The 13899-nt window shown below is 72.2% G+C and carries 10 protein-coding genes and 1 other RNA gene; 9 read left to right on the top strand and 2 right to left on the bottom strand.

What is annotated here, in order from left to right; genetic code table 11:
- Positions 1-2: 2 nt before the first annotated feature.
- Entirely contained in the window at positions 3-3953 is a 3951-nt protein-coding gene (locus tag KWI83_RS39050) for an FHA domain-containing protein (protein ID WP_256362831.1), read from the bottom strand.
- Between the two features lie 354 nt (positions 3954-4307).
- Here KWI83_RS39050 and KWI83_RS26105 point away from each other — a divergent pair, with 354 nt between their 5' ends.
- The 4 genes from KWI83_RS26105 (at position 4308) to KWI83_RS26090 (ending at position 9436) form a co-directional block, all read left to right on the top strand.
- Positions 4308-5972, top strand: coding sequence for a serine/threonine-protein kinase (locus KWI83_RS26105; RefSeq protein ID WP_218516822.1), 1665 nt, complete (start codon positions 4308-4310; stop codon positions 5970-5972).
- Positions 5973-6094: 122 nt separating this feature from the next.
- Positions 6095-7324, top strand: coding sequence for a serine/threonine-protein kinase (locus tag KWI83_RS26100; protein WP_218516821.1), 1230 nt, complete (start codon positions 6095-6097; stop codon positions 7322-7324).
- Positions 7325-7430: 106 nt separating this feature from the next.
- Positions 7431-8537 (top strand): peptide chain release factor 2, encoded by a 1107-nt coding sequence (prfB, locus tag KWI83_RS26095; RefSeq protein WP_218516820.1) that lies wholly within the window; start codon positions 7431-7433, stop codon positions 8535-8537.
- A gap of 296 nt (positions 8538-8833) precedes the next feature.
- Complete coding sequence (locus tag KWI83_RS26090; protein WP_218516819.1) at positions 8834-9436, top strand: LPXTG cell wall anchor domain-containing protein; 603 nt, start codon at positions 8834-8836, stop codon at positions 9434-9436.
- 72 nt (positions 9437-9508) lie between these two features.
- On the opposite strand, the gene KWI83_RS26085 is transcribed toward KWI83_RS26090, so the two are convergent.
- Positions 9509-9700: a hypothetical protein gene (locus tag KWI83_RS26085; RefSeq protein WP_218516818.1), complete on the bottom strand. Its 192-nt coding sequence runs from the start codon at positions 9698-9700 to the stop codon at positions 9509-9511.
- 240 nt (positions 9701-9940) lie between these two features.
- Here KWI83_RS26085 and ftsE point away from each other — a divergent pair, with 240 nt between their 5' ends.
- The 5 genes from ftsE (at position 9941) to ssrA (ending at position 13828) form a co-directional block, all read left to right on the top strand.
- On the top strand, positions 9941-10630 hold the full coding sequence (ftsE, locus tag KWI83_RS26080; protein ID WP_141314236.1) for a cell division ATP-binding protein FtsE: 690 nt from the start codon (positions 9941-9943) through the stop codon (positions 10628-10630).
- A 40-nt stretch (positions 10631-10670) separates the two neighbouring features.
- Positions 10671-11588: a permease-like cell division protein FtsX gene (ftsX, locus tag KWI83_RS26075; RefSeq protein WP_218516817.1), complete on the top strand. Its 918-nt coding sequence runs from the start codon at positions 10671-10673 to the stop codon at positions 11586-11588.
- A gap of 67 nt (positions 11589-11655) precedes the next feature.
- Positions 11656-12819 carry a S41 family peptidase gene (locus KWI83_RS26070; protein ID WP_218516816.1) on the top strand — a complete coding sequence of 388 codons (1164 nt, stop codon included), beginning with the start codon at positions 11656-11658 and terminating at the stop codon, positions 12817-12819.
- Positions 12820-12881: 62 nt separating this feature from the next.
- Positions 12882-13361 carry an SsrA-binding protein SmpB gene (gene smpB, locus KWI83_RS26065; RefSeq protein ID WP_218516815.1) on the top strand — a complete coding sequence of 160 codons (480 nt, stop codon included), beginning with the start codon at positions 12882-12884 and terminating at the stop codon, positions 13359-13361.
- 98 nt (positions 13362-13459) lie between these two features.
- Positions 13460-13828, top strand: a transfer-messenger RNA (tmRNA) gene (gene ssrA / locus KWI83_RS26060).
- The last annotated feature ends 71 nt before the right edge of the window (positions 13829-13899 follow it).

The following is a 13899-nucleotide window of genomic DNA, read 5'->3' as shown; positions in this document are numbered from 1 at the left end:
GGCTACAACAGCGACGGCAGCTCCGAGGCGGCCACCTCCCGCGCCGCCCGCTCCAACGCGCTCGCCAGGAGGGCCAGATCCGTGGGGCCGTTGCCCAGTTCGCGGACCGGGCGGCGGGCGGGCGGGTCGCCCATGCGGTGCCACTCCAGCGGGACGACGGTCGGCCGCAGCGTCGCCGTGCGCGGGATACGCCCCGTCACCCGGCCACCCTGGAACGGCGTGACCCGTCCGTCGGGGTGAGCCAGACGGCCCCGGCCGGGCGCCGGTTCGTCCGGGCCGGGCGCGGGGGCGTCGAGGGTGACGCGCAGGGTGGCCCGTCGGGCGGGTTCGGTTTCGGCGGTACGACCACCTGGACCGGCGGCGGCCACCAGGTGCACGCCGAGCCGCTCGCCGTCACGGGCCACGGCCTCCAGCGCACGTATCACGGACCCGGCGGCCGGCCGGCCCGGGGAGCCCAGCGGGGGCGAGACCAGGGCGTCCAGGTCGTCGACGACCACGACGAGGCGGGGCAGCGGGGGGATGTCGTCCGTCGGGCGGCGGCCGGCGGCCGGGCGCAGTCGCAGGGTGGCGCTGGGCGGGGTGTCCAGGTCCCCGGCACCGGTGGTGGGGGAAGCCGAGCGCTGGCTGACCATACGGCCCGACACCTCACGTCCGGTGTGCCACTCGGCGAACTCCGAGCGGCCGAGCAGCTCGGCGCGGCGCTTCAGCTCGGCCGACAGGGACTGGGCGAACTCGCGCATGCGGACCGGGTCGTTGGCGAGGAGGTGCGTGGTGACGTGCGGGATGTCCATGCACAGGTGCAGACCGTCGGCGTGTCCGCTGCCCGCGCCCACGCTGTCCCGGCCGTCCATCAGCACCAGGCTCAGCCGGTCCGGCCGCTCGGCGGCGGCGAGCGAGGCGACGACGGCCCGCAGCAGCTCCGTACGCCCGCTGCCGGGCGGCCCCTCGATCAGCAGATGCGGTCCCTCGGTGACGAGGTCCACGGCGACCGGGCCACGCGGACCGGCTCCGAGGACGGCGTGCGCCCGGCCGCCGAGTGCGTGGGTGTCGTCGGCGGCGTCGGCCCAGCGGGCCATGAGCGAGGCGGGGGTGGCTCGGGCCAGGCCCAACTCGTCGAGCAGGCGGGCGGCTTGGGGCAGGGGAGCGCTGACGCGCGCGTGCCGGGTGCCGGTGGCGGTCGCGTCCGTGCGGAGGGGGGCCAGGGCACGGGCGAAGCGCTCGGCCCAGGCGGGGGAGACGGCGTCCACGGTGCCTACGGTTCCGTGGCCGACGGGGGCGGGGGATCCGGTGCCGGTGCCCGTGCTGGTCCCGGTGCCGACTCGGGCGACTCGGAGCAGGCGGAGGGCTGTCGCCACATCGCCGCTGAGCAGGGCGACGGCTCCGCACGCGCGGAACGCCGGGGCCGCGGTGCAGGCTGCCTCGTAGGTCTCGGTGACCGGGGAGGCGGGGGACGCGGGCGCGGTCTCGGCGAGGCAGATGACGTGGATCCCGGCCTGCGGTCCTTCCAGGGCCAGCCGTGCGACGGCCTCGCGGAGACCGGCGCCGCCGGGGTCGCCGTCGACGACCAGGACGGCGTAGGGGCCGGGATGGGCGTCTGGGTGGGCGGCGTCGATCGGCGAGTCGTCGTCGGGGCGGGCCCAGGAGGGGCGGCGGGGCGGGGCGGTCGAGGCACGGGTCGGCACCTCGGCGCTCCTGGGGTGCCGTTGGTCGGCCGCCGCCGGTGCTGGTGCGGTGGCCTTCGCTTCGGTGTTGCCGGGGTGGCGTTGGTCCGGTGTTGCCGGTGCTGGTGTGGTGGCTTTCGTGGTGGGGCTGTTGTGCTCGGTGAGGTGGTCGTCGTGGCGGCGGGGTGGGGTGGTGGCGGTGTGGGTGGGCGTTGCGGTGTTGCCGGGGTGGCGTTGGTCCGGTGTTGCCGGTGCTGGTGTGGTGGCTTTCGCGGTGGGGCTGTTGTGGTGCGTGAGGTGGTCGTCGTGGCGGCGGGCTGGGGTGGTGGCGGTGTGGGTGGGCGTTGCGGTGTTGCCGGGGTGGCGTTGGTCCGGTGTTGCCGGTGCTGGTGTGGTGGCTTTCGCGGTGGGGCTGTTGTGGTCCGTGAGGTGGTCGTCGTGGCGGCGGGCTGGGGTGGTGGCGGTGTGGGTGGGCGTTGCGGTGTTGCCGGGGTGGCGTTGGTCCGGTGTTGCCGGTGCCGGTGCGGTGGCCTTCCTGGCGGAGCTGTTGCGCTCCGCGAGGTGGTCGTCCAGGCGGCGGAGGAGTTCGTCGGTGCGGGCCGCGGCCTGTTCGCGGTCGTGGGCGAGGAGGAGGCGGCAGTCCTGGCCGTGGGCCGGGCGCAGATGCGGAAGCCAGCCGAGCCAGGCCCACTCGGCGCTGCGCTCCTCCAGGGAGCGCGCGCGGTCCGTGCTGATCAGGACGATTTCCAGGGCGTCGGGCGAGTGCAGCGCGGCCAGCTGGGCCACGACCGCGCGCGCCAGCCCGGCCAGGCGCGGGCGCGGACCGGCCAGGCCCAGGGCACCGGCCTCCCGCAGATCGGCGGTGACCGGCACGGCGGGCAGCAGTCCCGAACCGTCCGGCGCCGCCCGGTCGGCCGTACCGAGCCGCACGGTCAGCGCCTCCGGGTGCCCCGGCCCGCGCTCCCACAGGCGGGGCCCGGGACTCAGCGCGGTCAGCAGCAGCGCGGCCGGATCCGGCCAGGTCTCCGGCGCGTCGGCGCGGACGGGGTGCACCGCCGCTCCCCCGGCCGAATCCTCGCCGTACCCCACATGCCCGGCCGCTTCCTGCTCGCCGCCGCGCCCGCCGGCCAGCCGCCGCGCCCACGCCGTGAGCCCACCGCGCCTGCGCACGCCCTGCGGTACGTCGGTGCCGCGCAGGGGTGTGCCTTTGCGGCGGCTGGGGGTGGCCGCGGGGGCGTCGGCCGTCCCGGCGCCGACTCGTCCACTGTGCGTTGCGTCACTGGGGGGCCCGGCGGGCCGCGGCCCCGTGTGGGGATCGTCTCGGCTCTCGATGCGGGGCGGCCTGCCCTGCTCCGGCACGAGGTGCGGCTCCACGCGCGCGTGCTCCTTGGCCGCAGTGCCCGTCTGCGCCGCGTGCGTGTGCTCGTCGTGATCCGTACGCGCCGAGTCGGCAGGGGCGGCGCCCGTCGGCTCCGGCCCTTCCCGCGAGACGTCCGGACCCGCGTTTTCCACTGCGGCCGAACCGCCCTCCGGCACTCCCAAGCCCTCGGCACCCCCGTACGCATGCCCTGTCTTCCCGGACAGGCCCCCCGCCCGCGCACCCGAAGCCGCGGCCGGAGCCGACTCCCCGTCGCTCACCCCGACCCGCACACACCCCTCCCCGTCAGGCGCGGTCCCCACCCGCCGCCCCGGCCCCCCGGCCGGTGCCAGCCGCAGTGTGGACTCCCCGATCCGCAGCAGCGCCCCCGGCGTGAAGCGCGTCGGGCGGGTCCCCACGCGCGTGCCGTCGAGCGTGGTGCCGTTCGTGGAGTTGAGGTCGGCGACCGAGACGCGGCCGTCCGCGCTCAGGGTCACCGCGCAGTGGACGCGGGAGACGTCCGGGTCGTCCAGCGGCACGTCGACCTCGGTGGAGCGGCCGACGCGGATCTCGCCGCCGTGCAGCAGGTGGACGCCGCCGGCGTCGGGCCCGGCGATCACGTCGAGGCGGGCCGGGGCGTCCTCCAGCTCGGGATGCGGCTCGGGGGCGGCGGGGCCGCCCACGGACAGCACGGCGCCGTCGAGCAGGGGCGGCTCGCCCAGGGAGCAGCGCTGCGGGTCGAGCCGCTCCGCACCGGCGTACAGCACGACGGGCCCGGACTGGGCGTCGCCGGACACCGCCGCGGCCAGCGCCGAGGCCACGGCGGACAGGGCCGTGCCGGCGGGCGCCGTGACCAGCACGTCGCGGCTCGCGGCCCGGCCCCGCGCCTCGTGGGGCGGGCCCAGCGGGTCTACGACGGTCAGCCGGATCTGCATCGCCGTCAGCGGTCCCTTCTGCGCGGGCGCGGAGGTCCCCCACCCCACACGAGCACGTCGGCCAGTACTGCACGCATCCTCGCACCTGCCACTGACAGTGCGCCCGCCGCTCCGACACAAGTGATCTTGATTGGTCGGCTCTGCCCGTAAAAGTGCCTGCCCGGGGCGGCACCGGCGACCGGTTGAGATCGGTCATGTCCGCTTCCGGCAACCTGAAGACCGAGGCGAGCGTCTTTCCTTCGAACGCGCGCGGGAACGTGTACGTAAGACCCACAGCAGGACGACAGCCCGGTCGCCCGTACCACGGCACTACAGTGGGTCGGACCATGCAAGCAAGCAGCAGGGAGCCATGACGTGCGGCCGGTAGGGAGCAAGTACCTCCTTGAGGAGCCGCTGGGACGCGGCGCCACAGGCACCGTCTGGCGGGCCCGCCAGCGGGAGACCGCGGGGGCCGAGGCGGCCGTGCCCGGTCAGCCCGGTGAGACCGTCGCCATCAAGGTGCTCAAGGAGGAGCTGGCGAGCGACCCCGATGTCGTGATGCGCTTCCTGCGCGAGCGGTCCGTCCTGCTCCGCCTCACCCATCCGAACATCGTCCGGGTCCGCGACCTGGTCGTCGAGGGCGATCTGCTGGCCCTGGTCATGGACCTCGTCGACGGCCCCGACCTCCATCGCTATCTGCGCGAGAACGGCCCCTTCACGCCCGTCGCCGCCGCCCTGCTCACCGCGCAGATCGCCGACGCGCTCGCCGCCAGCCACGCCGACGGCGTCGTCCACCGCGACCTGAAGCCCGCGAACGTCCTGCTCCAGCAGCACGGCGGCCAGATGCACCCGATGCTGACCGACTTCGGCATCGCCCGTCTCGCCGACTCACCCGGCCTGACCCGCACCCACGAGTTCGTGGGCACGCCCGCGTACGTCGCGCCGGAGTCCGCGGAGGGCCGCCCGCAGACCTCCGCCGTCGACATCTACGGCGCCGGAATCCTGCTGTACGAGCTGGTCACCGGGCGGCCGCCGTTCTCCGGCGGCTCCGCCTTGGAGGTCCTGCACCAGCACCTGAGCGCCGAGCCGCGCCGCCCCTCCACCGTCCCCGAACCGCTGTGGACGGTCATAGAGCGCTGTCTGCGCAAGAACCCCGACCAACGGCCCAGCGCCGAGAACCTCGCGCGCGGGCTGCGGGTCGTCGCCGAGGGCATCGGCGTGCACGCGAACTCCGCGCAGATCGCCGCCGCCGAGGGCGTCGCCGCGCTCCTCGCACCCGACCCGGCCCCCGCGCCCGTACCCGGCACGCCCGGCGCGGCCGACCCGACGCAGGTGCTGCCGCACGGCGCCCCCGGGTACGACCCGAACGCGGCGACCAGCGTGCTGCCGCACACCGGCGGCCCGGCCGGTGCCGCCGACCCCACCGCCGTACTGCCGAACACCGGACCCGGCGGTGCCGACCCGACCCAGGTGCTGCCGCAGGGGCAGCAGCCCGAGCAGCCGCACCCCTGGCAGACCCAGCTGCGCGCCGCGCGCGACCGCAACGAGCAGACGCAGGTCCAGTACCTCGACCCCGGCCAGGACCCGCTGCGCCGCCGCCCGCAGCGGCAGGTCGCGCGCCCGCAGCAGCCGCGGCCCCAGCAGCGCCCGCAGCAGGGACCGCCGCAGGGGTACGGCTATCCGCCGCAGCAACAGCCGCAGCAGTACGCCCCGCAGCACCCACAGCAGCAGCCCCAGCGGTACGCCCCGCCGCCCACGCCCGAGCCGCAGCGGCCGGCGCGGGAGCCGCGGCAGCCGCGGCAGCGCAGCGCCAATCCGATGCGGATCCCGGGGCTGGGCTGTCTGAAGGGGTGCCTGTTCACGATCGTCATCCTGTTCGTGGCCGGGTGGCTGATCTGGGAGCTGAGCCCGCTGCAGGAGTGGATCGGCACGGGCAAGGGCTACTGGGAGCAGCTCACGGACTGGTTCGGCACGGTGACCGGATGGATCGGGGAGCTGGGCGGGGCCTCCAGTGGCACCGGCGGCACGTCCACGCAGTAGCCGGTGTGCCGTGGCGGGTGCGTTGATTTGTCGACACCTGGCGGGTGATTTCCGCCTCCGCGGTGAAGGTTGGCTCCTCGGACGCGTAGTTTTAGCGACAACACGCGTCTGTAGGAGCAGCCTTGGCACGGAAGATCGGCAGCCGGTACACCGCGAACCAGATCCTGGGGCGGGGCAGCGCCGGCACGGTGTGGCTGGGCGAGGGCCCCGAGGGCCCCGTCGCCATCAAGCTGCTGCGCGAGGATCTCGCATCCGACCAGGAGCTCGTCGGACGCTTCGTCCAGGAGCGGACGGCCCTGCTCGGTCTCGAACACCCGAACGTCGTCTCCGTCCGTGACCTGGTGGTGGACGGCAACGACCTCGCGCTCGTCATGGACCTGGTCCGGGGCACCGACCTGCGCACCCGGCTGGACCGGGAGCGCAGGCTGGCGCCCGAGGCGGCGGTCGCGATCGCGGCGGACGTCGCAGAGGGGCTCGCGGCGGCGCATGCGGCGGGGGTCGTGCACCGGGACGTGAAGCCGGAGAACGTCCTGCTGGACATGCAGGGCCCGCTCGGACCCGGCGGCTCGCACCGCGCGCTGCTGACGGACTTCGGCATCGCCAAACTGATCGACTCCCCGCGCCGCACCCGCGCCACGAAGATCATCGGCACGCCGGACTACCTCGCGCCGGAGATCGTGGAGGGCCTCCCGCCCCGGGCCGCGGTGGACATCTACGCGCTGGCGACGGTGCTCTACGAGCTGCTCGCCGGGTTCACCCCCTTCGGCGGCGGCCACCCCGGCGCCGTGCTGCGCCGCCACGTCACGGAGACGGTCGTACCCCTGCCCGGGATCCCCGAGGAGCTGTGGCAGCTGCTGGTGCAGTGCCTGGCGAAGGCACCGGCGTCGCGGCTGCGGGCGTCCGAGCTGGCGGCGCGGCTGCGGGAGCAGCTGCCGACACTGCGGGGGATGCCGCCGCTGGACGTGGACGAGCCCGACGCGGAGCCGGAGGAACCGTCCGAGACGCCGTCGGCCGGGCAGCCGGAGACTCCGGTACGGGTACGCCGGGGCGCGGTCCCGCTGGTCCCCGGCGCGAAGCCCGACTCGAACCGCGACACCCATACGTCGATGAGGGTCCCGGCGCCGGACGAGCTGGCCGGTGGCGCGCGGGGCACGGCCCGGGCCCCCCGCGCCACCGGCGCCCCCCGCCCCGGCTCGGCCCGCCACCGCGCCACCACCCGGCGCCGCCGCCTGATCCTGGCGGCAGCCGCCGTCGCGGTCGCCGCGGCCGCGGGCACCGGCGCCTGGCTGGCCACGTCGGACGAGGCGGCGTCTCCGCAGGACACGAAGAACACGGTCCCGGTGTCGCCCTGACCCACCCACCACCCGTTCACTGTCGGTCACAAGCCGAGCCCCCTCAGCCACCGGCCCAGCCCACGGCGCGGCCGAGGCCGGTTGCCACAGCCGTTACGCTGGAGGCGTGGCAGTCGTCGATGTATCCGAAGAGCTCAAGTCCCTCTCCTCGACCATGGAGTCGATCGAGGCCGTCCTGGACCTCGACAGGATGAGGGCAGACATCGCCGTGCTCGAGGAGCAGGCGGCCGCGCCGTCCCTGTGGGACAACCCGGACGAGGCGCAGAAGATCACCAGCAGGCTCTCCCACCTCCAGGCCGAGGTCAGGAAGGCGGAGGCCTTGCGCGGGCGGATCGACGATCTCGCGGTGTTGTTCGAGATGGCCGAGGAGGAGGACGACCCGGACACCCGCGCCGAGGCGGAGTCCGAGCTCGCCGCCGTCCGCAAGGCCCTCGACGAGATGGAGGTGCGGACGCTTCTGAGCGGTGAGTACGACGCCCGGGAAGCGCTCGTCAACATTCGCGCCGAGGCCGGTGGCGTCGACGCCGCCGACTTCGCCGAGCGTCTCCAGCGGATGTACCTGCGCTGGGCCGAGCAGCGCGGCTACAAGACCGAGGTCTACGAGACCTCGTACGCGGAGGAGGCGGGCATCAAGTCCACCACCTTCGCCGTGCAGGCGCCGTACGCCTACGGCACCCTCTCCGTCGAGCAGGGCACGCACCGCCTGGTGCGTATCTCGCCGTTCGACAACCAGGGCCGCCGCCAGACCTCCTTCGCCGGTGTCGAGGTCCTGCCGGTCGTGGAGCAGTCCGACCATGTCGACATCGACGAGTCCGACCTGCGGATCGACGTCTACCGGTCCTCCGGGCCCGGCGGTCAGGGCGTCAACACCACCGACTCGGCCGTGCGCATCACGCACATCCCGACCGGCATCGTCGTCTCCTGCCAGAACGAGCGCTCGCAGATCCAGAACAGGGCCACCGCGATGAACGTCCTCCAGGCCAAGCTGCTGGAGCGGCGCCGCCAGGAGGAGCAGGCCAAGATGGACGCCCTCAAGGGCGACGGCGGCAACTCCTGGGGCAACCAGATGCGTTCGTACGTCCTGCACCCGTACCAGATGGTCAAGGACCTGCGCACCGAGTACGAAGTCGGCAACCCCGAGGCCGTGTTCAACGGTGAGATCGACGGGTTCCTGGAGGCCGGAATTCGCTGGCGCAAGCAGCAGGAGAAATAACAGAAGCGCTTTGTCGACAAGGCAACTGCCGCCCCTCCGGCGGCAGTTGCCTTGTCCGTGCCTGGATGTCTGGGTTTTACATCACACTCACAGGCTTCAACTCCCGGCAAAGAACCCTTACCTGGACATCGCGTACGCAACGGCCTTGACGCTGCTGTGAAAAATCGGAAGGGTGAAGCGTGGCATGCGTATCTCTGGGGCGCATGTGAACCGGGGGGCTTCACCACAGCTACTCCCGTCGATCACGGCCCCGAGCGCCGCCTCAATGACGATCAGCTACTGGGGGTAGCAAACACATGACCAACAAGACGCGCATCCGTGTCGCGCGGATCGCGGCCGGCGCCGTGATCGCGGCCGGCGCCTCGCTGACCGCCGCGGGTGTGGCTATCGCCGACGAGACCGACTGCGATCTCCTGGACATCTGCGTCTCGCCGAGCCCCACGCAGACGACGCCGTCGACGCCGCCGACGGCTCAGCCGACTGCGACGGAGACCGTGCCCTCGACGCCGCCCGTGACGAATATCCCGACGGGCGGCCCGCCCCTCCCCACGGGCAACCCGACCCTCACCACCCAGCCGGACAACCCCACTGCGGACCCGTCCGAGTCCTCGGACGACGACACCACCGCCCCCGGCACCGGTGGCGGCGGCGACAACACCGACCCCGACGGCGGCTCCGGCCCGTCCACGCAGGACGAGGGCTCCTCGTCCCTCACGGACACCGGTACGGAGATCCCGGCGGCCGACACCTCCGCCCAGGGCGGCGGCGACGAGCTCGCCGAGACGGGTGCCGCGCAGACCACGTTCCTGCTGATCGGCGCCGCGACGATGATCGCCGGTGGTGTCGCCTTCCGTGTGCTGCCGCGCGTGATGGGCGGCCGTGGCGGTGCGGCTGCCTGACGGCAGCCGAGCGTGACCGGCGAAGGGCCCGGAGCGACTGCTCCGGGCCCTTCGGCGTTAGGTCTGCGGTCGTTACGCGGTCTGGTGCGCCAGGAGCGCGACCGCCGCGATCAGCACCACCAGCAGGGCGATCAGGGTCATGGGAGTGAGGGCCGCGAAGGGGTTCTCCTGCTGCAGCCGCTCGCGGTTGGCCCGGCACACGGGGCAGCGGCCCTCGTTCACGGGCGCGGCACAGTTCGCGCACACCAGTCGGTCGTACGTCATGTGCTCGCCTCCTTGCACCGGTACCAGTTCATCCTGACAACGTCTGGGGGAACGCAAACGTTCCCCCTCCACTGTGCCAGGTTCCTCCGGAACGGGCGCGGGCTGGTCGCGCGGTCCCCGCGCCCCTGGGGACGTGGACAAAACACACAACCAGTACGCAACCCTCTCCGGCGACTGCGCTTGCGTACCCGCTTCGCGTATGGTCACGCACATCTACCCCCGGCGACCCGTGGTGCATCCGTGATCCGATTCGACAACGTCTCCAAGGTCTACCCCAAGCAGACCCGCCCCGCCCTCAGGGATGTCTCCCTGGAGGTGGAGAAGGGCGAGTTCGTCTTCCTCGTGGGGTCCTCCGGCTCCGGAAAGTCCACCTTCCTGCGGCTGATCCTCCGCGAGGAGCGGGCCAGCCACGGGCAGGTGCACGTCCTGGGCAAGGACCTTGCCCGGCTCTCCAACTGGAAGGTGCCGCACATGCGGCGGCAGTTGGGGACGGTGTTCCAGGACTTCCGGCTGCTGCCGAACAAGACGGTCGGCGAGAACGTCGCGTTCGCGCAGGAGGTCATCGGCAAGTCGCGCGGCGAGATCCGCAAGTCCGTGCCGCAGGTGCTCGAACTCGTCGGGCTCGGCGGCAAGGAGGACCGGATGCCGGGCGAGCTGTCCGGCGGTGAGCAGCAGCGCGTCGCCATCGCGCGGGCGTTCGTCAACCGGCCCAAGCTGCTGATCGCCGACGAGCCGACCGGCAACCTCGACCCGCAGACCTCCGTCGGCATCATGAAGCTGCTCGACCGGATCAACCGGACGGGCACGACCGTGGTGATGGCCACGCACGACCAGAACATCGTGGACCAGATGCGCAAGCGCGTGATCGAGCTGGAGAAGGGCCGCCTCGTCCGCGACCAGGCCCGCGGCGTCTACGGCTACCAGCACTGAGACAGCAGCGAGATCCCCGGAAAGGCTTGAAGCAGACGCCATGCGCGCCCAGTTCGTTCTGTCGGAGATCGGTGTCGGTCTCCGCCGCAACCTGACGATGACCTTCGCGGTCATCGTCTCCGTCGCCCTGTCCCTGGCCCTGTTCGGCGGTTCGCTGCTGATGAGCGACCAGGTGAACACCATGAAGGGCTACTGGTACGACAAGGTCAACGTCTCGATCTACCTCTGCAACAAGAGCGACGCCGAGTCCGACCCCAACTGCGCCAAGGGCGCGGTCACCGAGGAACAGAAGGAACAGATCCTCACCGACCTCAAGAAGATGTCGGTCGTCGACACGGTGACGTACGAGTCGCAGGACCAGGCGTACAAGCACTACAAGGAGCAGTTCGGCGACTCCCCGCTGGCCAGCTCGCTCACGCCGGACCAGATGCAGGAGTCGTACCGCGTCAAGCTGAAGGACCCGGAGAAGTACCAGGTCATCGCGACCGCCTACAACGGGCGGGACGGCGTGCAGTCCGTGCAGGACCAGAAGGGCACCCTGGACAACCTCTTCGAGCTGCTGAACGGCATGAACTGGGCGGCCCGCGCGGTGATGGCGCTCATGCTGGTCGTGGCGCTGATGCTGATCGTCAACACCGTGCGTGTCTCGGCGTTCAGCCGGCGGCGTGAGACCGGCATCATGCGCCTGGTCGGCGCCTCCGGCTTCTACATCCAGGCGCCCTTCATCATGGAGGCGGCGGTCGCCGGACTCATCGGCGGGACGGTCGCGTGCGCGTTCCTGGTGATGGCGCGGTACTTCATCATCGATCACGGACTCGCCCTGTCGGAGAAGCTGAACCTGATCAACTTCATTGGCTGGGACGCCGTTCTGGCCAAGCTGCCGCTCATCCTCGCGACCAGCCTGCTGATGCCTGCCTTGGCCGCGTTCTTCGCGTTGCGCAAGTATCTGAAGGTGTGACCAACGCCAAGAGGGCCGTACGGTCAACCGCCCGTCCCGCCCTTCGCGTTGTCCTAGACTCACCGGCATGTCAGGTCGTGACCAGTTCTGTCAGTCCCGCCGCTTCGGCCGCGGGGCCGCCCTGACATTGGTGTTCGCGAGCGTGCTCGTCGCCGGAGCCGCGACCGGGACGCTGCCGGTGGGGCAGCGCGGACCCGCGCCCGGTACGACACCCTCCGCGGCCCCCGTCGGCAGTCAGCAGGCGGTCGCCCGGGCCGCCGCCGAGGCCATGGCCGAGGGCAAGTCCCCCATCGAGGCCGCGCAGCGCGCCGTCAGCCGCAGCGGCAACCGCTGGGACGCCGTCTACTCCGAGGGCGAGTACGAGGAGTTCCAGGAGGCCCTCGACGGCGAGTACACCGGCGTGGGCCTGTCCGCCCGCCGTGAGCGGGACGGACGTATCGAAGTGACGAAGGTGGCCGCCGGTTCGCCCGCCGCCGAGGCCGGGATCCGCGCCGGGGACCGGCTGCGCAGCGTCGACGGCCGGCAGGTCGCCGGGCGGCCGGTCACCGAGGTGGTCTCCTTACTGCGCGGTGACGCCACCGACGCGGCCGCCGGTACGACCGTCCGCCTCGGTCTGGAGCGCGGCACGCGCGCGTGGACCGAGACCCTGCGCCGGGCCCGCCTGTCCACCGACTCCGTGACCGTCCGCACGCTCGCCGACGGCGCCACCGTGATCAGGATCGCCGCCTTCACCAAAGGCTCCGGCGAGGTCGTCCGCGATGCCGTACGGCAGGCCCCGGCCGACTCCGGGATCATCCTCGACCTGCGCGGCAACTCCGGCGGCCTGGTCACCGAGGCCGTCACCGCCGCCTCCGCCTTCCTCGACGGCGGCCTGGTCGCCACCTACGACGTCGACGGCGAGCAGCGCGCCCTGCACGCCGAGCCCGGCGGCGACACCGCAAGACCTCTGGTCGCGCTCGTCGACGGCGGCACGATGAGCGCGGCCGAGCTGCTCACCGGCGCCCTGCAGGACCGCGGCCGCGCGGTCGTCGTGGGCTCGCGCACCTTCGGCAAGGGCTCGGTCCAGATGCCCAGCCGGCTGCCCGACGGCTCCGTCGCCGAGCTCACCGTCGGCCACTACCGCACCCCCTCCGGCCGCGGCGTCGACGGCCACGGCATCACCCCCGACCTGGAGGCCGACGCGCGGGCCCTGCAGCGGGCGGAGACCATCCTCGGCGGCCTCGGCCAGTAGCGGCCCCGGTCGATAAACGGCTTCCCGCACACCCCCTCCGTAGTGCGAAAATGGTCGGCACTATGGCTAAGGAAAAAGGGCGCAAGCTGATCGCGCAGAACAAGAAGGCGCGGCACGACTACCACATCCTCGACACCTACGAGGCCGGTCTGGTCCTCACGGGCACCGAGGTGAAGTCGCTGCGCCAGGGCCGGGCCTCGCTGGTCGACGGCTTCGTCCAGATGGACGGGCACGAGGCGTGGCTGTACAACGTGCACGTGCCGGAGTACAGCCAGGGCACCTGGACCAACCACAGCGCCCGGCGCAAGCGCAAGCTGCTCCTGCACCGCGCGGAGATCGACAAGCTGGAGTCCAAGTCGGGAGAGACGGGTCACACCATCGTGCCGCTCGCCCTGTACTTCAAGGACGGCCGGGCCAAGGTCGAGATCGCGCTGGCCAGGGGTAAGAAGGAGTACGACAAGCGGCAGACCCTGCGGGAGAAGCAGGACCGGCGCGAGGCGGAGCGGGCGATGTCGGCGGTGCGGCGCAAGCAGCGGGCGTAACCCCGCGGTCGCCGGGAATACGCTGGCACGTGGCTGCGTTGATCCCGTACGATGGCATCCGCACCCCACAGCGGGCGCAGGGTTTGAAAAATCAACATGGGGATGATCGGTTTCGACAGCGGCTGTCGAAGCAGGGGAAGCGTGTCGAGAAAGCGGCCATGATCTCGTAAACCACAGGCCGAAAAAAATAATCGCCAACACCAAGCGCGATTCCTTCGCCCTCGCTGCCTAAGTAGCGACTCGCGAAGTGTCAGCCCGGGGCTGTTCCCGACCCGGATCCTGGCATCAGCTAGGGAACTAAACCTCGATCCCGGTCACGGGGTGAAGAGGGAAACCGAACAGTGACTGAGCCCGTCGGAGACTTGTCCGCGTGATCTCCGGGGCCGAGAAAAGCACAGCGGACTGCACACGGAGAAGCCCTGGTTCCACACCGTTGGACGCGGGTTCGATTCCCGCCATCTCCACGATCTTCGTGATCTCCATGTGACGACGGCCCGGTGGTGTTCGACCACCGGGCCGTCGTCGTGTTTATGGGGTC

This window comes from Streptomyces sp. TRM70350 (assembly GCF_019219825.1).
In the GTDB taxonomy this organism is placed as follows: domain Bacteria; phylum Actinomycetota; class Actinomycetes; order Streptomycetales; family Streptomycetaceae; genus Streptomyces.
The sequence above is the reverse complement of the archived record's forward strand: the minus strand, read 5'-3'. Positions and strand labels throughout refer to the sequence as shown.